Consider the following 20608-nt stretch of genomic DNA (forward strand, 5'->3'; position numbering starts at 1 on the left):
TGTGCTGATGCTGGTCGCCATGGCGGCGCCCATGTCGGCCTGGGCGCAGTATGCGCCGTTCCAGCCGCCGGGTGGCCTCGCGCCGGCGACTACAGTCGGCGCCTCGACGCTGGCACAGATGCTGACCAATATTGCAGCGGCGCAGTCTGGCCTCTCGGACGAGATCGCGCGCGCAAAGGGCGCCGAGGCGACGTTGCAGGGCAATATCACGACTGAGGCGCAGGCGCGCGCAAACGCGGACGCAAACCAGTGCGCCCTGGCCGGATGCCTCATGTCGGGGAGTATCATCGCCCCCAATATTTCCGCAGGATCAAACGGGGCTGCGGGGGCCAGTCTCTTCTTAAACGGCGCAAAGAATGGCTTCAGGCAATTTCGATATCAGACTGGCGGTGTCGACCGGTGGATTATGTCGGCGAATGCCGATCCCGAGAGCGGAAGCAACGCCGGTTCGAATTGGGGTCTTTCAGCGTTCGCCGACGACGGCGGCTATCTGTACAATGCCCTGACCTTTAACCGTTCCACTGGGGTGGGCGTATTCTACGCAACACCGCAATTTCCAACGGCCGCCGCTGGCGATAATTCGACAAACGCAGCCACCATGGCCGGGGTCCGGCGCGAAATTGCGACCGGCTACACGGTCGCGACACTGCCGACCGATGCGCGACGCTATGCGGGCGCACGGGCCTACGTCACGGACGCAACAGCCTGCACCTTCCTCGGATCTCCGACCGGCGGCGGATCGACGTTCTGCCCGGTGATCTACAGCGGCGCAGCCTGGATCGCGGAGTAATGGCCATGACGACGAATTACATCCTCTATCGCACCGGCGATTATGTCGTAACGCCGGCGCCCTATACCGATCCGACGACAGGCAAAACGGTCACGCCCGGACCATTTATCGCCTCGCCGGCCGGGGCGGTCATCCTGACCCAGCAGATCGCCGACCCTGCGACGGTAACCGTTCCTGAGGGGTTCGCGCTGGCGGCCGATCCGGAGGGGGCATGCCCGGTCGGCAGCATCTACACGCCACCGGCACCGTAACGCCACCCTCTTCCCGTCCGCACCGCCCACCGCCCCCGAGGCGGTTTTTTTATGCCTGGAGTCCTGATGTCCGACCCTTTGACCCCGCAGCCCTGGTGGGCTGCCGTCCTCGGCGCCATCCTGTTTACCGTGCGCTGGCTGATCGGATTCGGCGGCCGGGCCGCAGAGGCCGAGATCAAGCGCCTGTCGGCCCGGGTCGACAAGCTGGAGCAGCAGCAGGCCACCGACGCGCAGATGATCGCGACACTGCGGGGCCAGATCGCGGCGCTCGACACGCAAAACGCGCTACTGCGGCAGCAGATCACCATGGGTGGCGCACAGGCCGTCGCATGATCCACGCACCACGCTCTCGCGGGCCGCCGGCAGGCTGGCTTGCGATTCTGCGCAAGTTCGCAAGGCCGTCCCTCGGGGCGGCCTTTTTGATTCCTGCTCATCAATGGAGCCCATCATGGAGATGGATTCGCTCGGCGTCGCAGACCTGCTGCTGCGCCGGCTGGAGGGCCTGCGCCTGGCGCCCTACCGGGACGTCGCCGGCCTCTGGACCATCGGTTACGGCAATCGCTGTCTGGCCGATGGCTCGCCCGTCACAGCCGCAACACGGCCGATCACCGAAGACGCTGCCGTGGCGCTGCTGACCGGCACGGTCGCCATCCTGCGCGGCAAGCTGTGCGCGCTGGTGCATGTGCCGCTTTCGGCCTGCCAGGAGGGCGCGGTGCTGTCCTGGCAATACAATGTCGGCACCACGGCAGCCGCGTCCTCGACGCTGCTCCGGATGCTCAATGCCGGCCGATTCGACGGTGCCAGCGCCCAGTTCCCGGTCTGGAACAAGATCCGCGACCCGAAGACTGGGCGCCTGGTGGTGTCCCAGGGCCTGGTCAACCGCCGGGAGATCGAGCGGGCCGCGTTCCTCGGCCGCCTGCCGGCGTCAACCGGACCGGCCCGAAATGCGGCCAACGCCGCCGAGCTGGCGCGCGTGAAAGGATAATCTCGTGGATTTAGCATCCCTGATGGCACTCGTACCGGCGCAGGACGCCCTGCGGGTCGCCCTGTTTGTCATCGGCTGCAAGCTGTTCACTGCCTTCGTTCAGCCCCCGGCCGACACCTCGCGCTGGGCGCCGGTCTATCGGGCGATCAACCTGATCGCTCTCAATTTCGGCTGGGCCACGAACCGGCTCCAGGTGGGACTGACTGGCGTCGTCGTCGCCCGCGCCGATGCCCCGGCTGCCAAGGCCGCGATCGAGGCCGCCGGCATCCCGCTCCAGTCCTCGGGCTCCAGCGGCACGTCCGGACCGGCCGGCAAGATCGGCGCGGCCGCCATCGCCCTGCTGCTGGGTGCGGCCGTCTCCCTGTCGGCCTGCGGCAGCGACGCCGTGATCGAGCGGCAGCAAGCGGTCATGGCGATGGGCCGCTCCTACCCGATCGCCGCCAAGCTCGCGGTCACCTATGAGCACTCCGCCGACGCCGACCCCAAGGTCGTGGCCGACCTCAAGCCTGCGTTTCAGCGGGCCCACGACCAGATCCTGCCGCTGATGGACGCGGCCGAGCATGGCGACCCGCTCGACCAGGCCGCGATCACCGCCGGGCAGGACGCGCTGTCCGCCCTGACCACCCTGCTCCAGACCAAGGAAACCAAGTGATGCCGTATGCTGCTCTTGTTGCCGGCCTGATCCAGGCCATCCCGGGAATCGCGGATAGCATCAAGGCCCTGCTGGCGCCGATCCAGGAGGACCGTGAGCCGACCGAGGCCGAGTGGGAGGCTGCCAAGGCGGCCGCTGACCAGGCCAACCAGGCTGTTCAGGCCGGATAACGAAACAAGATCAATCTGATTTCCGCGTAAGCGAAACCCGCTGGGCGCATTGCGTATTCAAGATCCATCGGCCGAAAACCGGATGCTTTTTGCGTTTTTTCTTATCGGCCGGTGGTTACAACTTTGGAAGAAATGTGCTCAAGCCCGACTCACGCCAACGGTGCGCTGGAAACGATACTTGTAGCAGAGACTCGCGCCCTAAACTGTTTGAACATAGTATAATTTGATTCATTATGAAGAAGCTTAACACATCTGACCGGTATTTTCCGTTGAACCGAAATCGCAGCAACTGTTGTCGAATTCGTTTCTATAAGCTTCTTATCTGCATCAACAAAAAAATCAGGATACAAAAACTCGCTTGCCGCAACGACAGAAATATGTTCGCCAACTAAACTGTGTTCTGGCGTATGTTCCCCATCTGTAGAAATTTCCAGTTCACTATCCCGCAATAGGGTATCAATAGTGTTCAAAACGTCTGTTGACCAATCTTCAGACTGGTCAATTATAATATGACTAATTTCCTTAACAGAAGCAAACCTTCTCTCACTTTCCGCCAGACTATCACTAATCAGTATTTCACAACGGTCTTTATATCGAAGAAGAAAGCTATCTAAATGAATAGTTTCGTGAGGAACCAAATAAAGAATTACGTCGATACCGTACATATTTTTTACAGAGAAAAGAAGATCGTCAACAGAAGCTACAGGCTTATCGCCACCCAAACAGTAGCTTCTGATTTCCTCTTGCGTTTGGCGCACTTTCCGGAACAAATCTTCAAGAGCGCTGTCTTTAATGTACATTTAGCGACAAGGTCCTACAGGCAAAATCGAACAAAAAAAGCCTCCCAAATATTGTGGGAGGCTTTCTCCGAATAGAGGGAAGCGGGACTTACGAGCGATGGCTATCGCCGAAGGTGAAAGCTTTCGACTTACCTTCAAGGTGAGAGACCAGCATCTGCTCTACCTCGGCGCAAACGCCCTCACGTGTTGCGTTCTCTTCGTCGCGCAGTAGAAACTTGACATCAACCAAACCGCGCGCCTTCAAAGAGTCGAAGCGGGCGGCCAGGGTATCGCATTCGCTTCTGTTCATAAAACCTCTCCGTTCATTCTTATGGCCGCGACACATATCGCCCTGATGAGGGCACCCTCACAGGACTCCAGAAGCGGCGTTTGAACATTAGGCATTTTTGCTTACCAAAGTTAAGACCAGAATCGTTCAAAAAGAATTTTGCAGCACGAAATCATTCGTTAACAATTATACCAAAACCAATATATTCATTATATATCAATAGGATAAGTGATTTTCACAAAATACTCATATCGTTTGACCGTTGCAATCTAGCCACACAATTCCGGTGTATGCAGAGAACATGGCTGCATAAGAATCTTATTGCAATCTCGTTCGCTTCGTGACTCACCGATTGAAATCTCGACCGACAATATTAGGTGGAGCCGGTGGCTTGCGTTCCACAGAGAGAACGTAATGAGAACATTTAGCACAGAGTCAAGCCTTGCGTCAATTCTGTGCCACTGGCACAGAAAACCCTATACGAACTGTAGACAGATAGCCTTCCTCCCCTAGGGTCATGCTAGGAAATCCGCCACTTTTACGTGGAGGAAGTATCTTGGTAAGGGAGAGGTCGACAGTTCAATCCTGTCCAGCAGCACCATGATTTCCCTACATTTTCTAAAATCATGCTTCTGCCATTTCCTCGGCCAGCCGAACGAGGAAACGCGACGCTTGTACCCCCGGCGCAGAGCACCAGCCACCAGTTGCCAGTTGCCAGTTGCCAGTTGGTAGCCCCGCTGCCCGGAAGTGCGGGCACCGCATCAGCACAGGCGGGCGCTTCGTGAGGAAAAGGGGCTCCAGACTTCCAGACTTCTCCACAGAGGTCCGGAGAACTCCGACAAGGCAGACCCATACGCTGCCAGCGTATAGCTCTCCTTGCGACGATATGCGCTCCCAGCGTATATAAATACCATGACGACGATGGACCGCGCCTTCGACTGGCACGACGCCAAAAGCGACCAAATGCCTCCGTGACCGCGGGTTCAGTTTCGCCGACGTTCTTCCGATCTTCGCGGGCGAACTGTTCGAGAAGGTCGATGACCGAAAGGACTACGGCGAGGTCCGGATCCGGGCGGCCGGACTGATTGAGGACGTGCCGTTCATGGTCGTCTACACGCAGAGAGATAACGTGACGTGGATCATCTCAACCCGTCGCATGCACGACAAGGAGTGGCGCAGATGGCAAGAATGACATTGAAGGAAGCGATGTCCCGTCGGTCCACGATCGATTGGGAACGGGTCAGGGCGACCACAGACGAGGATATGGCCCGTCAGGCACATGAGGACGGCACCGAGGCCCCAGACGGCCTTGGGGTGGCCTACCCGACCCCTGGGACCGTCCGGCGCCAGATGGGCATGACGCAGGTGTCCATTGCTGCCCTGATCGGCGTGCCCGTGGCAACGTGGCGGAATTGGGAACAGGGCCGCGTGCGCCTCGATCCCGCCGTGCGGACACTATTGCGCGTGCTGTCGCGTGAACCGGATGCGGTTCGACGAGCGATGGAGGCGGCGTGACCGACCAGAAACCAAGCCTTGCCGCTGACTGCCAACGTCTCTCGAAAAGCGGGCCGGGCGCGAGATTCTACTCTTTCGGCAGGAGTAAAGGATGAACCATGGCGATTTCACCGTCGGCTCGTCCTTCTGGACGACCTCGGGCGAGTGGCGCTGCACGGATATCGGCCGCAGGACGGTGATCGCCATCAGAATCGAACCCGGGCGCGATCCGTCCTGGTATAACGGGCCAACCTATGCCGTCGCGGAGATTGTGTTCGACGAGGATGACCTTGAGGCCTGCTTCCCGACGGAAACCGAGATGCGGACGGAGATGGACTATTAAGACGCCTCATATCCGCCTGTTTATTCAGCTTGGCCTCTATACCGGTGTCCGGGCCATGACGCGCTCGACCGTCTCGACACTGTTCTCCACATATCAGCCATCATCTCGAACGACACACCTTCCACAAGTATTCAGATGGCCACAGCCCTTCGGTTCTCCGCCAAGGTCGCCGCTCCAGCCCCTCTGAAATGGCTCCCGATTGGCCTCGCCTCAGCCCCCCTGCTATCAGGCGCATCCGACGTCCTTCCTGGCATCCTTCCGGCGATTAGACAGGTCGGAAATCGCACACGGCAATCAGTGAATTACCTACCTGCTGGCCCCACACCGCTCCTGCAACCGCCTCATGGCGTCCGGCGGCATGGGGGCGGTCATCATCGAGCGGTATTGCGTGCATGCGGGCGTTTCCCCGCGCTCGTCCTGGGGTTGGTGACCGCAGCCAGCCAGCGTCCCAACAGCCACGCACAGCACAATCCAGCGCTTCATCCTCGTCTCCCTTCCCCGGCCTCCCGAGGATAGCGCATTCACGCCACGCTTGAATCGTTGCCGGCTATGGCGCCATGGACGCGCTCATACCCAGCCGCCCTGTCTCCACGGGGTCCACGACATATCCGCAGCCAAGGATTGCACATGGCGCCAACGTGGAGGAAAACCTATCCATGGACATATTGACGATGGCCCGCGCCATGGGCGCGGCACGAGCGGAATTGAGCCGTCAGGCCGCCGAAGGACCGGCCGCGCCGACCGTCGGGTTCGACGGCTGGCCGACGGAAGTGGCGATCGACGGCCGCGTGGACATGGAAGCCCTGGTGAAAGCCGTGCTGGCCGAGGTCACGACCGGCTCGTAAAGCCGGGTGCCGCGCCTGAAACAAGGCTCACAGGGCCATCATATCCTCCGATGGCCTCACACCACCGAGGCCCCCGCCCGCCGCGCCGACATCCGGCCGTGCAGCAGCACCAGCGCCGCCAGCCAAGCCGCATCCAGCAGGAACGGCACATACAGCCGCCCGCCCCACACGATATCCAGCCCGATCGCGAGCAGGAAGGCGATGGCCAGCCCGTTGCTGACCGGCGCCCCCGGCAGCGCCGCCACCACCCCGCGCGCGCCGTCCGCGCTGCGCCGATAGGCCAGATGCGCCACCATGATCGACGCCCAGACGAAGATCAGCAGAAACGCCACACCCTGGATCGCGTAGCCGAACAGCCGATCGGGCAGGAAATAATTCAGCACCACGCCGGCCAGCACGGTCGCGAACGAAGCCGCAAAGGCCATCGCGGGCACGCCCGACGCCGAGCGCTCGCGAAGCCGCGCCGAGGCCATGCCGCTTTCCGACAGCGACGCCAGCGTGCGGCTGGTGGCATACAGCCCGGCATTGCACGACGACAGCGCCGCCAGCGCCATGACGCCATTGATCGCCTCGCCCGCCATCGGCAGCCCCATATGCTGGAAGGCCAGCACGAACGGGCTGTGCGTGGCATCCGCCTCGCCCCACGGCACGATCGCCATGATCACGGCCAGGCTGCCCACATAGAAGACGATGATGCGCCCGACGATCCCGTTGATCACGCGCGGCAGCACGCGCACGGCATCATCGGTCTCCGCCGCCGTCAGCGCGATGATCTCGGTGCCGCCAAAGGCGAACAGCGCCATCGGCAGAATGGCGGCGAAGCCCGCCATCCCGTGCGGCAGCACCACCCCCGCATCCCACAGATGGCCGAAGGATGCCCGTGGCCCCGCCGGCCCGACATGCCCGAGGATCGTGACCAGCCCGCAGCCGATCAGCGCCAGGATGGCCCAGATCTTGATGATGGCCAGCCAGAATTCCATCTCGCCGAAGGTGGCCACGGCGCGCGAACCCACGGCCAGCAACACGCCCCCCAGCACGGCGGCAACCGCCCATTGCGGCACGTCCGGCATCCAGTGGCGCACGAAGATGCCGGCGGCGGTGATTTCGGAAATACACACCAGCGTCCAGATCAGCCAGTAGCTCCAGCCGACCAGGAATTCCATCCGCGCGCCCAGATACCGCCCGACAAAGGCGTTCAGCGTCCGCCCCTCGGGGTCGGACAGCGCCAGTTCCGCCGCCGCCCGGCCGATCAGGAACACGACGATTCCGCACAGCACATAGGCCAGCAGCACCGACGTTCCCGCCTGCTGGATCGCCCCGCCGGAGCCGAGGAACAACCCGGCCCCGACCGACCCGCCCAATGCCATGAACAGAATATGGCGCTGCTTCAGACCCAAGAACCGTCCCCCCGAAACAAACAGGGGCGGCGCCATGCCGCGCCGCCCGGGCCGTCACCATAGACACGGCCCCAGCCGGCGCAAAGCCGGATCGCGAGGGGAACGACCTGCCGGCCGGCCCGATTACTTGGTCGTGTATCCGCCATTGATCAGGATGGTCTGGCCGGTGATCCACCAGCCGTCCGAAACCAGGAAGCGGATGAACGGCGCCACGTCCTCGATCTCCGTCAGGCCGCTGGGGCTGAAGGCCGAAAGCGCCGCCGCCTGCTTGTGATAGGCCACGGCCTCGGGCGCTTCCTGCCCGTAGAAGAACGGCGTATCCATCGGCCCCGGCCCGACCGCGTTGACCGAAATCCCCCGCGCGCCGAACTCCTTCGAGGCCGCGCGGGTATAATGCTCCACCGGCGCCTTGGCCCCGGCATAGGTCGAATAGAACGGCGTGTAGGCTCCCAGCAGCGACGTCACCAGCGTCACCAGCTTGCCGTTATCCTTCAGGTGCAGCCCCGCTTCCTTGATGAAGAAATAGGCCGCCTTGGAATTGATCGCCGCCATCGCGTCGAATTCGGCCTCGGTGGTCTCGACGATCGGCTTCTTCAGCACCTTGCCCACGGTATTGATCGCGATATCCGGCCGCCCGATCGCCCCCACCGTATCGGCGAACAGCGCGGCACAGGCCCCGGCCGTGGTCAGGTCGGCCTGAAAGGCCACCGCCTCGGCCCCCGCCGCGCGAATGTTGGCCAGCGTCTGCTCGGCGTCCGACCGCGAGGAGTCGCTGTTGTAATGGATCGCAATCGCCTTCGCGCCGGCCGCCGCCAGGTCGCGCGCGATCAGCCCGCCCAGATTCTTCGCCCCGCCGGCAATCAGGACCGTCTTTCCGCTGATGCTGTGATCGGCCATCTCGATGGCTCCTTCCCGTCCCTCCCCCGCCGGATGCGGGAGATCATGCAGGCCACGATATCATTCCAGAAACGCGGATAAATTTGCGTTTCCGAACAACACATGTCGTAGAATCCGAACAAACGCCCCCATACTTGGAGGGTTTCGAGGGAAGCGATGGACCGCATCGACCTGTTCCGCATCTTCGCCCGGGTGGTGGAAAGCGCCAGCTTCACCCGCGCCGCCGCCACGCTGGACCTGCCGCGCTCCACGGTCTCGACCGCGATCCAGGATCTGGAGGCCCGGCTGGGCACGCGCCTGCTGGCCCGCACCACCCGCCGCGTCGCCCCCACGCCGGACGGCGCGGCCTTCTACGAACAATGCGTCCGCCTGGTCGCGGATATCGAGGAAGCGGAAGGCCAGTTCCGCCGCGATCCCGCCGGCCCGCGCGGCGCGCTGCGGGTGGACATGCCCGGCCGCATCGGCCGGCTGGTCGTCGCCCCCGCCCTGCCCGACTTCCTCGCCCGCTACCCCGACATCACCATCGAACTGGGCGTGACCGACCGCGCCGTGAACCTGATCGAGGACGGCACCGACTGCGCGCTCCGCGTCGGCCCGGTGCATGATTCCGCCCTGATCGCCCGCCGGATGGGCGAATTCCGCCTGCTCAACGTCGCCAGCCCGGCCTATCTGGCCCGATACGGCACGCCCCGCCACCCGGACGACCTGCCGACCCACCAGGCGGTGCGCTACGCCTCGCCCGCCAGCGGACGGGTCGAGCCCTGGGAATGGCTCCAGGACGGCACGCTGCGCACCCTCACCCTGCCCGGCCGCGTCACCGTCAACAGCGCCGAGGCCCTGATCGCCTGCTGCCTCGCCGGTCTGGGCATGATCCAGGTGCCGGCCTTCGACGTGCAGGACCATCTGCGCTCCGGCGCGCTGGTCGACCTGCTGCCCGACTGGCGCGCCGAGCCGATGCCGCTTACGCTGCTATATCCCCATCGCCGCCACGCCGCGCGCCGGGTACGGGTGTTCGCCGACTGGCTGGCTGGCCTGATGGCGCCGCTTTTACGCAGTTGAAAGCATTTTCCTGTTCTTTTTTGAAAAAAAGAACCAAAAAACTTCTGGACGTTTAAAGTCGGACCCTGCCAGCCCGCGCGGAGCCCAATGAAACAAAAGTCTTTTTGCTTCTTTTTCTTCAGAAAAAGAAGAACCCTTCTCCCCCTCCTCGCCCTGAACGGCTGCGCGCTGCATGGCGCGCCCTCCTTCCCCATCGTCGGCGCCTATTTCCCGGCCTGGATGCTCTGCGCGCTCACGGGCGTCGCGGTGGCCGTGGGGTTGCGCGTGGTCTTCCTGCTGACGGGCATCGACGCCGTGCTCAGCTTCCGGCTGTTCACCTATGTCGCCCTGGGTACCCTGGCCGCCCTCGCCCTGTGGGCGCTGGCATTCGGGCCGTGAGCATGGAGCGGGTACGCATGGGCGGCAAAAGCCGCATCGGCATCGTCATCGCCGTGGCCTGCATCGGCGCCGCCACCCTCGCCGGCCTGTATGTCGCCCACCAGGACGATGCCTTTCCCTCCACCGACAGCGCCGCCATCGACGCCGAACTGGTGCATGTCGCCTCCGTCGTCGGCGGCCGGCTGATCGACCTGCCGGCGCATGAAAACCAGCATGTCCGCAAGGGCGACCTGCTCTACCGGCTCGACCCGGAACCCTACGCGCTGACGGTGCGCCAGGCCGAAGCCAATCTGGCGCTGGCGACAGCGGAACTGGAAAACCAGCGTCGCCTGCTGGCCGTCCGCACCGCCCAGGCCGCCACCGCCCGCGACCAGGTGACGCGCGCCCAGACCAACCGCGACCTGACCGACCGGACGGTCACCCGACTGGCACCGCTGGCCAGCCGCGCCTACGTCCCGTTGCAGCAATACGACCAGGCCCGGGTAGCGCGGAACGATGCCGAGATCTCGCTGTCCCAGGCCCGCCAGCAATCGGCGGCGGCGGACGTCGCGATCGGCGACCTCGCCAGCGCCACGGCCACCCAGGCCGCCAGCCAGGCGGCCCTCGACCGCGCCCGCTACGAATTGCGCCAGACGACGGTCACCGCCCCGGCCGACGGCTACGTCACCAGCCTGCGGGTCAAGGCCGGCGAAGTCCTGGCGCCGTCGCAGGTGCTGTTCACCCTGATCGCCGACGATGCCTGGTACGCGGTGGCCAACCTGCGCGAACTCACCCTGCCCATGGTCCGTCCCGGCGATTGCGCCACGGTCTATTCGATGATCGACCGCCGCACCCCGATCCAGGGCCGGGTGGAGAGCATCGGCTGGGGCGTACTGTCGGCGGATTCCGCCGGGCTGGCGCGGTCGCTGCCATTGGTGCCGCGCCAGATGGACTGGGTCCATGTCGCCCAGCGCTTCCCGGTGCGGGTCCGCCTGCAAGGGGCCGCCCCCACCCTGCTGCGCATGGGGGCCACGGCCACGGTCGAGATCCGCCATGGCGCCGCCTGTCCCTGACATGACCGATTCCCCCCTGACCCCGGCGCGGCTGTGGCGCCTGGTGCGCGACCCCACGCCCGGCCGGCTCGGCTACGCACTGCGCATGGCGGCCGGCTGCACGGCGACGGTGCTGGTGGGCGAAATCTGGCAGGTGCCGGACCTCGCGGTACCGGCGCTGGTCACGATGGCGCTGTGGCAGAAGGACCGTGTGACCAACGCGGTCGCCGGCATCGCGGTCAATGTGCTGATCCTGATCCTGCTGCTGCTGATCTACGGGCTGATCACGCTGACGCTGGATCACCCGATGGCGCTGGTCGCCACCATCACCCTGCTGTCGTTCGGCTTCTTCTTCCTCGGCTCGGCCAGCAAGCTGAAACCGGTGGCCTACATGCTGGGGCTGATCGTGGTCTACGGGCTGGTGGCCATCGACCAGGTGCCGGTCGGCGAAGTCGTCACCCGCGCCCTGCTCTATACCGACCTGTTCCTGGCGGTACCCGGCGCGGTGATGGTGGTGCTGGGCCTGCTGATCTGCCCCTCGCCGCGCCGGGTCCTGACCGACGACATCGCCGCCCGCCTGCGCGTCAGCGCGGCCCTGCTGCGCGGCACCGATGCCGACGCCCGCGCCCATGCCACCGGCCTGCTGCGCGAAGGCACCACGGGCATGACGAAATCCCTGCGCATGGCCGGCCTGGAACGGCTCTGGCGCCCGGCCGACCTCGCCTGCCTGCGCCAGGCGGCGGAGTCCGCCGTCGCCATGCTGGCCCTGGCGGAGTCCGAAGCCACACGCGCCCCCGACGCCCCGCCCCCACAGGCCCTGATCGACACATTGGAGCACATGGCCGCCATCTTCGCCGACGGCGACTACCCCACCGCCATCGTTGCCCCCACAATACCCCCAGACCGGCCGGCCTGCACCGCCATGGCCGCGCTGCTGGCCGTCTTCACCACCCCCGACCCGACGCCAAAACAGCCGGACACACCAGCAAAAAGGAAAAGCGGCTTCTTCGCGCCCGATGCCTTCACCAACCCCGCCCATGTCCGCTTCGCGGTGAAAGGCACCGCCGCCGTCATGACCAGCTACCTGCTGTTCCGGATGATCGACTGGCCGGGCATCCATACCTGCATCATCACCTGCTTCATCGTCGCCCAGCCGACGATGGGCGAGATGATCGCCAAGCTCACACTGCGCATCAGCGGCGCCCTGGTCGGCGGCGCCATCGGCATTGCCGCCATCATCTTCGTCCAGCCGCATCTCCAGGACATCACGGGTTTCCTGATCCTGGTCTTCGCCGTCTCCCTGCTGGCGGCCTGGGTCAAGACCGGCGACGAGCGGATCGCCTATGCCGGCTTCCAGATCGGCCTGGCCTTCTACCTGACCGACCTCAAGGGCTACGGCCCGACCAGCGACATGGCGACCGCCCGCGACCGGATCGTCGGCATCATGTTCGGCAACGCCATCACCTACGCCATGTTCACCAGCTTCTGGCCCACCAGCGCCTATGACGGCATCGCCCAGCGCCTGCGCGCGGTCACGGCCCTGCTCCAGCGCCAGCGCGCGGCGACCACAAGGCAGGAACAGGCCGCCTGCGTGGCGGCCCTGCAATCCGCCGTTTCGCAGGGCGAACGGCAGGTTGAATACGCGCTGGCCGAGCCGATCCACATGCGCGCGGAAATGGACCGGATCGCCGCGTTCCAGACCGGCTTCGCCGAGTCCGGCCGCCTGGGCGCCGATTTGCTGGCCGGCACGCCCACCGATGCCGGCGCCCGCATCGCGGCAATGGAGGCCCTCGCATCATGACCGGCCGCATCCAAACCGCCGCCGCCGCAACCCTGCTGCTGCTCGCCGGCTGCGCTACCTCCGAACTGGCCACCGCCCCACCGCGCCCCGACCGCCCCTGGACACCCGACGTCACGACGGAAGGCGCGATCGTCCCCCCCGGCCATGGCAAGCACGGCCTGACATTGCCGCCCGGCTACAGCCTCCCCGCCGACCCGGAGGTGGTCACGCGCGGCGCCTCCCCCGCCCTGCCGGCACGCACCGCCCAGCCCTACACGCTGGCCGACCTGATCGACATCGCCCAATCCGCCAATCCGCAGACCCGCCGCGCCTGGAACACCGCGCGCGACGCCGCCCTGGCGGTCGGCATCGCCCGCAGCACCTACCTGCCGCACCTCACGGCCACGGTGGTCGGCGGCTGGTCCCACAGCCACGGCCAGAGCGAAGATGCGTCGCTGGTCACCAACGGCTACGGCACGCTGCCGCTGGGCAACGGCCCCGGCACCCGCAATTCCGGCGCCGGAGAGGTGCAGACGCTGGGCCTGGAATGGCTGCTGTTCGATTTCGGCCGCCGCGAAGCCACCGTCGCCGCCGCGCGACAGGCCCAGATCGCCACCAATGTCCTGTTCACGGCGGCGCACCAGAAGGTGATCTACGCCGTCACCACCGCCTTCTACACCCACGCCGCCGCCACCGCCCGCGTCCGGCTGCTGCGCACCGCCCTGGACAACGCCCACCACGTCCAGCAGGCTGCCGAGGCCCGCCTGCACCAGGGCCAGGGCACGATCCTTGACGTGACGCAGGCCCGGCAGGCCACCGCCCAGGTCGCCCTGCGCCTGGTCCAGGCCGAGGGCGAGGACGAGAACACCTACCTCACCCTGCTGACCGCAACCGGCGTCTCCGCCGACACCCGGATCGGGCTGGAAGACGTCTCCGGCCGCCCCCTGACGCAGGACGACGCCCGGCTGAGCGAAGAGATGGTCAAGCGCGCGGTGGCGCGGCGCCCCGACGTGCTGGCCGCCTACGCGGCGGCGCGGGCGGCGCACAACCGCGTCAGCGCGGCGCGCGATGCGTTCCTGCCCAGCATCTTCATGACCGGCAACGTCTCCTACGCCACCGGGCGGATGAACCTGACCTCGGTGCCCGGTGTCGGCAGCGATGCCTCGCCCACGCTGAACCTCTCGGCCAACCGCTTCAGCAGCCTGATCCTGGGCGGCATCAGCGTGCCGATCTTCGATGGCGGCCTGCGCGCGGCAGTCGTCAAGCAGGCGCAGGACCAGTCGGACAGCGCGGAAGCCACCCTGCGCCAGACAGTCAACGACTCCATCCAGCAGATCGTGGCGGCGGAAAACGCCGTGCGCACCGGCTTGCACGCCTACGCCGCCGCCACCAGCCTGCGCACGGCCTCGCAGACCAGCTTCGACGCCGCCCTCACGGCCTATCGCAGCGGCACCGGCTCGATCACCCAGGCGCAACTGGCGCAGAACGGCCTGCTGGACGCCGAGATCAGCCGGTCGGACGCCTATTACGCCACCCTGATCGCCGCCGCCGGCCTCGCCTTCGGCACCGGCGCATTAGGCGGGGCGTGATACGCATCCGCGCAAACCAACCCCGAAATACATACTCAACACATTGTTAAATAATATTTTTATACGATATCATTATGGCACTCAGTGCCATTTTTCACGCGGATGTGACCTCCCGCCCGATTGCCGGGCGCCCGCCTGTCTATATAACGCGGAATACAGCAACACGGACCAGCCCGGTCCGGTTTGATGTCCGGCTCCATTTCCGGCCGCCTGTCGGATCAGGGCCGTCGCAGTCCAAGGAGTGTCCGCATGTCTGTCAACGAACAGCCGCCCTTCAAGGCACGCTACGAGAATTATATCGGTGGAGAATGGGTCGCCCCGGTCAAGGGTGGCTACATGTCCAACATCACGCCGGTCGATGGCCGCGTGCTGTGCGAAGTCCCGCAATCCACCGCCGAGGATGTCGAACTGGCGCTGGACGCCGCCCACAAGGCGTTCAAGGGCTGGGCCCATATGTCGCCCGCCGACCGCTCGCTGATCCTGCTCAAGGCCGCCGACCGGATGGAGCAGAATCTCGACCTGCTCGCCCGCGCCGAAACCTGGGACAACGGCAAGCCGATCCGCGAGACCCTGAACGCCGACATCCCGCTGGCGATCGACCATTTCCGCTATTTCGCCGGCTGTATCCGCGCCCAGGAAGGCGCGCTGAGCGAGATCACCGACACCACCATCGCCTATCATTTCCACGAGCCGCTGGGCGTGGTCGGCCAGATCATCCCCTGGAACTTCCCGCTGCTGATGGGCTCGTGGAAGCTGGCCCCGGCACTGGCCGCCGGCAATTGCGTGGTCATGAAGCCCGCCGAGACCACCCCCGCCAGCATCCTGGTGCTGATGGAACTGATCGGCGACCTGTTCCCGCCCGGCACGCTCAACATCGTCAACGGCCTGGGCCGCGATGTCGGCGCCGCGCTGTCCAACAGCAACCGCATCGCCAAGATCGCCTTCACGGGCTCCACGCCCACGGGCAAGATGATCGCCCACGCGGCGGCCGAGCACCTGATCCCGGCGACGCTGGAACTGGGCGGCAAGTCGCCGAACATCTTCTTCGCCGACGTCATGGACCATGACGACGACTATCTCGACAAGGCGATCGAAGGCTTCGCCCTGTTCGCGCTCAACCAGGGCCAGATCTGCTCCTGCCCCAGCCGCGCGCTGGTGCATGAATCGATCTACGAACGCTTCATCGAGCGCGCCCTGCCCCGCGTCAAGGCCATCAAGCAGGGCAACCCGCTGGACCCCACCACCATGATGGGCGCCCAGAACTCGCTGATGCAGCAGAAGAAGATCCTCGACTATATCGACATCGGCAAGAACGAGGGCGCCGAACTGCTCACCGGCGGCGGCACGCCCGATCTCGGTGCCGTGCTCAAGGAAGGCTTCTACGTCCAGCCGACCGTCTTCAAGGGCAACAACAAGATGCGGATCTTCCAGGAGGAGATCTTCGGGCCGGTGCTGGCGGTCACGACCTTCCGCACCGAGGAAGAGGCCCTGGCCATCGCCAACGACACCGAATTCGGCCTCGGTTCGGGCGTATGGTCCCGCAACGCGAATACCTGCTACCGCATGGGGCGGGGCATGGAAGCTGGACGTGTGTGGATCAACTGCTATCACGTTTATCCGGCTCACGCCGCCTTCGGCGGCTACAAGAAGTCGGGGATCGGTCGTGAAACGCACAAAATGGTGCTCGAACATTACCAGCAGACCAAGAACCTCCTGGTCAGCTACAGCGAGAAGAAGCTCGGCTTCTTCTAAGACCACCGCGGGGGCGCTTCACATGGCGCCCCCGTCCGACCCGGCAGGGCCCCGGCCCATGCCGGGCCACCCGTGGCAACCCCTTGCAGATGGACCCTGAAGACGCGATGGCGACAAAACCGGAAATTCTCATCGTAGGGGGTGGTGTCGCGGGGTTGGCCCTGGCCACCCGGCTGGGCGACGCGCTGGGCCGTCAGGGGCTGGCCCGGATCACGCTGATCGACAAGAGCTTCTCGCATGTCTGGAAGCCGATGCTGCACTGTTTCGCGGCGGGCACCGCACAGAACGAGAACGACCGCATCAGCTTCATGGCGCAGGCCAGCAGCCGCCATTTCGAATTCTGGCCCGGCGAGATCGTGGCGCTGGACCGCGCCAACAAGCGCGCCATCCTCGGCCCGTTCCGCTCCGCCGAGGGCGAGGTGGTGCTGGAAAGCCGCACGGTCGAATATGCCGCCCTGGTGCTGGCCATCGGCAGCCGCGCCAATGATTTCGGCACCCCCGGCGTGGCCGAGCATTGCCTGTTCATCGACAATCTGGTCGAGGCCAACGGCTTCAACGAGAAGTTCCGCATGGAGCTTCTGCGCGCCTACGCGGTGGGCAAGCCGCTCGATATCGCCATCGTCGGCGGCGGCGCCACCGGCACCCAGCTTGCCGCCGAACTGCACAAGGCGCTGGACCTGGTCGCCCTGCATTCCTTCGGCTCGGCCCCGCCGAAACTCCAGATCACGCTGCTGGAAGCCGGCCCCCGCGTGCTCCCCGCCTTCCCCGAAGCCGTCTCCACGGCCGCCCAGAGCCAGTTGGAAAGCATCGGCGTCTCGGTCCGCACCTCCGCCATGGTCTCCGGCGCCGACGCCGAAGGGTTGAGCCTGAAGGACGGCACGCGCATCCCCGCCACCCTGCGCGTCTGGGCCGCCGGCGTGAAGGCGCCGGACGTCACCGCCGCATTCGACGGGCTCTCCCTCAGCCGCTCGGGCCAGATCCTGGTCCACCCCAACCTGCAATCGCAGGATGACGAACACATCTTCGCGATGGGCGACTGCTCGTTCATCTCCTCGGACCCCCTGCCGCCCACGGCGCAGGTCGCCCGCCAGCAGGCCCATCACCTCGCCCGCCACCTGCCGGCCTGGCTGCGCAACGGCACCGCGATTCCCACCTGCGTCTTCCGCAACAAGGGCGCCATCGTGGCCCTGGGCAACTACAATGGCTGGGGCACCCTGCCCGGCGGCACCGTCTTCGGCGGCGGCTTCCTGAACGGCCTCAGCGCCCGGCTGGGCCACCTGATGCTCTATCGCCAGCACCAGGTGGAGCTGTACGGCCTGTTCCGTGGCCTGATGTCCATTTTGGCCGACCGGATCGACGCGATCGTGCGGCCGTCGGTGCGGCTGGACTGATCGCTGCAAGGGCTTTGCCCTTGACCCACCAAAGGGCAGTCGCCCTTTGGAAACCCATTCGTTATCAGGGTCTTCAGGCAGGCGGGGTCAGAAGCTCCGCCTGCAATACCAGCACCTTACGCAGGATCGGCACCAGCGCCGGCCGCCCCCGCAGCCTGATCCATTCGTCCAGCGCCGTGCGAAAGGCCGCAATCCCCGACCGCGCGGCCACCCGCGCCGCCAGCGCCTGATCGGGCGAAACCGGCAGCCGGCTGGCCAGCGCCGCCGCCAGCGCATCTTCCCACCCCGCATATTTCCGCAAACTGACCGACAGCAGCGCCGGCGTGCGCTCGATCAGATAAGCAAAGGCGAACGCCTCGGCGCGGTTCTTCGCCATCTGCGGCACCACGGCTTCCAGCGCCGTGCGAATGATATCCTGCGGGCTGAAATCCGCCGGGCAGGCTTCGACGCTGGCCGTCAGCACATCGGTCATGTTCTGCGCCCACGCGGTCACGATATCGGCCTTGGTTGGAAAATACCGAAACAGCGTCCGGCGCGAAATGCCGGCACTGGCCGCGATCTCGTCAACCGTGGTCGCATCGAACCCCTGGGTCGACAGCAGGCGCATCGCTCCCTCGATCAGCGCGGCATGCGTCTCGCTCCGCCGCGCCTCCCGCCGCGACGGCACGGAGACGGAAGCTGCAACACGCAGGGAAGAAACCGGGGGCCGGGGCACGGACAAGACAGGATCGCTCTCGAACAGAAATGACCGGCGCACCGGTCGGACAGGCATGGGGAAAAGAAAGCCAGCAGACAAGCGATCAATAATAGGGGCGAATGCCCAAAGCCTCCACCCTCACGCAAGCAGCCCAGCCCGATCACCGCCATCAGAGCACCTCACGCGCTCCGTGATGCCAGACACTCCGCCATAGCGCCATCACGCCCAAAATTCCTTTTTCAAATCAACGATGTTTACGAAAAACCTCCTTTCCGGGTTGCACCGCGCCCGGCCCACGGCCGATAATGGGCCAGAAAGAAACAGCAGAAAGAGAAGAACGCATGCCGGGATACCCGCTTCCCCTTCACCTGACCGCATCCTCCTTCCAGGCCGTCAAAGGCGTGATTTTCGACATGGACGGCCTGCTGCTGGACAGCGAAACCCTGGCAATGGACGCGCTGGCCGAAGCGGGGACCGACCTCGGATATGACGTTCCTCTGGCCTTCTGTCGCGGCATGATCGGCATGCCGGCCGACACCTGCCGCCAGATGGTGCATGACACCTACGGCACCGATTTCCCGCTCGAACGCTTCTTCGCGTTGCAGGAAGACCATCTCCGCCGCTACGTCGACAGCGACCGGCTGGTGCTGAAAAAGGGCGTCACCCCGCTGCTGGACCTGCTCGACCGGCTGGCGCTCCCCCGCGCCATCGCCACCTCGTCCAGCCGCTACCGCACCGACCACCACCTGGAACTGGTCGGCCTCCTGACCCGCTTCGACGCCATCGTCACCCGCGACGACGTCACGCGCGGCAAGCCGAACCCCGAACCCTACCTGACGGCAGCGGAGAAAATCGGAATCGCCCCCGAATCCTGCCTGGCGCTGGAAGATTCCCACAACGGTGCCCGCGCCGCCCACGCCGCCGGCATCCCCGTCATCGTGGTTCCCGACCTGCTGGCCCCCACCGAAGACGTCCGCGAAAAAGCACTGGCCATCGTCGACGACCTGGACCACGTCCGCCACTGGCTGGAACAGGCCCACGCCTGACCCCACGGCGCAAATGCGCGCGGCGAATATCAGCGCGCATTTCAGGTCAGGCTTCAAAATGAGGCGGGCGGGGCACCATGCCCCGGCGGATGGCCCGCGCGGCGCGTCCCGTGCTATCGCAAATATTACGATGCCAGCATGGAAAGGATCGTCACAATGCGCATACGGAGTTCATTGTCCCTGCTCGCCTGCATAGTCGCCGCGGCGCCGGCTGCGGCGGCCCCCGATCACCAGTCCCTGCGCGCCGCGATATCGGCACCGACCCGCGACCCCGCGCTGACGGCGCGCGACCAAGCCCGACATCCTTACGAACTGCTGTCCTTCTACGGTGTGACGCCCCGATCCACGGTCGTGGAAATATGGCCGGGCAGCGGCTACTGGACTGAAATTCTGGCGCCGCTGCTGCGGGACCACGGCACCTACTATGCGGCAATGGGCGTGCCCGGCGGCACGGAGGTCGAAAGCGAATATGCGACCTGGCCAGCGGCGATGAAAGCCAGGGTCGACGCGCATCCCGAGCTCTACGGCCGCATCCATTACACGCAATTCGGGCACGATCACCCCGCCCTGGCACCTTCAGGCACCGCCGACGTGATCCTGACCTTCCGCAACCTCCACAACTGGATGGCGGACAAGGATGCGCCCGAGTTGCTGGCGGCCATTCACAAGGCCCTCAAGACCGGTGGCATCTTCGGCGTCGAAGACCATCGCGCCCGTCCGACCAGGCCACAGGACCCCGGCGCCGAAAACGGCTATGTCCGACAGGATTATGCCATCGCGCTCATCGAGCGTGCCGGCTTCAAGCTCATTGGCACTTCGGAAGTCGCCGCCAATCCCAGGGATACGACGGACTGGCCCAAAGGTGTCTGGACGCTCCCCCCGACATACGCGCTCGGTGCCGTCGATCATGCAAAATATCAGGCGATCGGCGAAGGCGACAATTTCGAGTTGAAGTTCCGCAAGGTCGACTGACAGCCTCGCGGGTACCGGCGA

General features: G+C 65.2%; 24 protein-coding genes. 19 read left to right on the forward strand and 5 right to left on the reverse strand.

Annotated features, from left to right (window positions below; genetic code table 11):
• Position 1 precedes the first annotated feature (1 nt).
• The 6 genes from ACMAUO_RS06210 to ACMAUO_RS06235 all read left to right on the forward strand — a co-directional run bounded on the left by ACMAUO_RS06210 (position 2) and on the right by ACMAUO_RS06235 (position 2848).
• The gene (locus tag ACMAUO_RS06210) at positions 2–790 is read left to right on the forward strand and encodes a hypothetical protein (RefSeq protein ID WP_420356058.1); all 789 of its coding nucleotides are present in this window, start codon (positions 2–4) and stop codon (positions 788–790) included.
• Between the two features lie 5 nt (positions 791–795).
• Positions 796–1041: a hypothetical protein gene (locus ACMAUO_RS06215; RefSeq protein ID WP_420356059.1), complete on the forward strand. Its 246-nt coding sequence runs from the start codon at positions 796–798 to the stop codon at positions 1039–1041.
• Between the two features lie 66 nt (positions 1042–1107).
• Positions 1108–1374 (forward strand): hypothetical protein, encoded by a 267-nt coding sequence (locus ACMAUO_RS06220; RefSeq protein WP_420356060.1) that lies wholly within the window; start codon positions 1108–1110, stop codon positions 1372–1374.
• A gap of 115 nt (positions 1375–1489) precedes the next feature.
• Positions 1490–2026, forward strand: coding sequence for a lysozyme (locus ACMAUO_RS06225; protein ID WP_420356061.1), 537 nt, complete (start codon positions 1490–1492; stop codon positions 2024–2026).
• A gap of 4 nt (positions 2027–2030) precedes the next feature.
• Positions 2031–2678 (forward strand): hypothetical protein, encoded by a 648-nt coding sequence (locus ACMAUO_RS06230; protein ID WP_420356062.1) that lies wholly within the window; start codon positions 2031–2033, stop codon positions 2676–2678.
• Positions 2678–2848, forward strand: a complete 171-nt coding sequence (locus ACMAUO_RS06235; RefSeq protein ID WP_420356063.1) for a hypothetical protein — start codon at positions 2678–2680, stop codon at positions 2846–2848. Before ACMAUO_RS06230 ends, ACMAUO_RS06235 begins: the two co-directional genes overlap by 1 nt.
• Positions 2849–2997: 149 nt before the next feature.
• On the opposite strand, the gene ACMAUO_RS06240 is transcribed toward ACMAUO_RS06235, so the two are convergent.
• Positions 2998–3648 carry a hypothetical protein gene (locus ACMAUO_RS06240; RefSeq protein WP_420356064.1) on the reverse strand — a complete coding sequence of 217 codons (651 nt, stop codon included), beginning with the start codon at positions 3646–3648 and terminating at the stop codon, positions 2998–3000.
• A gap of 88 nt (positions 3649–3736) precedes the next feature.
• Positions 3737–3937: a hypothetical protein gene (locus tag ACMAUO_RS06245; RefSeq protein WP_420356065.1), complete on the reverse strand. Its 201-nt coding sequence runs from the start codon at positions 3935–3937 to the stop codon at positions 3737–3739.
• Positions 3938–4922: 985 nt separating this feature from the next.
• On the opposite strand from ACMAUO_RS06245, the gene ACMAUO_RS06250 reads away from it, so the two are divergent.
• The 4 genes from ACMAUO_RS06250 (at position 4923) to ACMAUO_RS06265 (ending at position 6598) form a co-directional block, all read left to right on the forward strand.
• Positions 4923–5108, forward strand: a complete 186-nt coding sequence (locus tag ACMAUO_RS06250; RefSeq protein ID WP_420357220.1) for a BrnT family toxin — start codon at positions 4923–4925, stop codon at positions 5106–5108.
• Positions 5109–5122: 14 nt separating this feature from the next.
• Complete coding sequence (locus ACMAUO_RS06255) at positions 5123–5431, forward strand: helix-turn-helix domain-containing protein (protein ID WP_420356066.1); 309 nt, start codon at positions 5123–5125, stop codon at positions 5429–5431.
• A 91-nt stretch (positions 5432–5522) separates the two neighbouring features.
• Positions 5523–5753: a hypothetical protein gene (locus tag ACMAUO_RS06260; protein ID WP_420356067.1), complete on the forward strand. Its 231-nt coding sequence runs from the start codon at positions 5523–5525 to the stop codon at positions 5751–5753.
• Between the two features lie 656 nt (positions 5754–6409).
• Entirely contained in the window at positions 6410–6598 is a 189-nt protein-coding gene (locus ACMAUO_RS06265; RefSeq protein WP_420356068.1) for a hypothetical protein, read from the forward strand.
• Positions 6599–6654: 56 nt separating this feature from the next.
• Here ACMAUO_RS06265 and ACMAUO_RS06270 read toward each other — a convergent pair whose 3' ends face one another.
• The gene (locus ACMAUO_RS06270) at positions 6655–7995 is read right to left on the reverse strand and encodes an amino acid permease (RefSeq protein WP_420356069.1); all 1341 of its coding nucleotides are present in this window, start codon (positions 7993–7995) and stop codon (positions 6655–6657) included.
• Between the two features lie 123 nt (positions 7996–8118).
• Complete coding sequence (locus tag ACMAUO_RS06275) at positions 8119–8892, reverse strand: SDR family oxidoreductase (RefSeq protein ID WP_420356070.1); 774 nt, start codon at positions 8890–8892, stop codon at positions 8119–8121.
• A gap of 156 nt (positions 8893–9048) precedes the next feature.
• Between ACMAUO_RS06275 and ACMAUO_RS06280 the strand changes: the two genes are divergently transcribed.
• The 7 genes from ACMAUO_RS06280 (at position 9049) to ACMAUO_RS06310 (ending at position 17872) form a co-directional block, all read left to right on the forward strand.
• A complete protein-coding gene (locus ACMAUO_RS06280) occupies positions 9049–9951 on the forward strand; it encodes a LysR family transcriptional regulator (RefSeq protein WP_420356071.1) in 903 nt (300 codons plus the stop codon).
• 87 nt (positions 9952–10038) lie between these two features.
• Positions 10039–10329, forward strand: a complete 291-nt coding sequence (locus ACMAUO_RS06285) for a YtcA family lipoprotein (RefSeq protein ID WP_420356072.1) — start codon at positions 10039–10041, stop codon at positions 10327–10329.
• Positions 10330–10331: 2 nt separating this feature from the next.
• Entirely contained in the window at positions 10332–11381 is a 1050-nt protein-coding gene (mdtN, locus tag ACMAUO_RS06290) for a multidrug transporter subunit MdtN (RefSeq protein WP_420356073.1), read from the forward strand.
• A complete protein-coding gene (locus ACMAUO_RS06295; protein ID WP_420356074.1) occupies positions 11362–13161 on the forward strand; it encodes an FUSC family protein in 1800 nt (599 codons plus the stop codon). The genes mdtN and ACMAUO_RS06295 overlap by 20 nt, the downstream gene beginning before the upstream one ends.
• Entirely contained in the window at positions 13158–14729 is a 1572-nt protein-coding gene (locus ACMAUO_RS06300) for a TolC family protein (RefSeq protein WP_420356075.1), read from the forward strand. Before ACMAUO_RS06295 ends, ACMAUO_RS06300 begins: the two co-directional genes overlap by 4 nt.
• A 249-nt stretch (positions 14730–14978) precedes the next feature.
• A complete protein-coding gene (locus ACMAUO_RS06305) occupies positions 14979–16481 on the forward strand; it encodes an aldehyde dehydrogenase family protein (RefSeq protein ID WP_420356076.1) in 1503 nt (500 codons plus the stop codon).
• 107 nt (positions 16482–16588) lie between these two features.
• Positions 16589–17872 (forward strand): NAD(P)/FAD-dependent oxidoreductase, encoded by a 1284-nt coding sequence (locus tag ACMAUO_RS06310; protein ID WP_420356077.1) that lies wholly within the window; start codon positions 16589–16591, stop codon positions 17870–17872.
• A gap of 73 nt (positions 17873–17945) precedes the next feature.
• Here the strand turns inward: ACMAUO_RS06310 and ACMAUO_RS06315 are convergent, their stop codons facing one another.
• Entirely contained in the window at positions 17946–18539 is a 594-nt protein-coding gene (locus ACMAUO_RS06315) for a TetR family transcriptional regulator (RefSeq protein ID WP_420356078.1), read from the reverse strand.
• A 371-nt stretch (positions 18540–18910) separates the two neighbouring features.
• On the opposite strand from ACMAUO_RS06315, the gene ACMAUO_RS06320 reads away from it, so the two are divergent.
• Complete coding sequence (locus ACMAUO_RS06320; RefSeq protein WP_420356079.1) at positions 18911–19615, forward strand: HAD family hydrolase; 705 nt, start codon at positions 18911–18913, stop codon at positions 19613–19615.
• Positions 19616–19771: 156 nt separating this feature from the next.
• On the forward strand, positions 19772–20587 hold the full coding sequence (locus ACMAUO_RS06325) for a class I SAM-dependent methyltransferase (protein ID WP_420356080.1): 816 nt from the start codon (positions 19772–19774) through the stop codon (positions 20585–20587).
• The last annotated feature ends 21 nt before the right edge of the window (positions 20588–20608 follow it).

Source organism: Gluconacetobacter brunescens, from assembly GCF_048695475.1.
Classification (GTDB): domain Bacteria; phylum Pseudomonadota; class Alphaproteobacteria; order Acetobacterales; family Acetobacteraceae; genus Gluconacetobacter.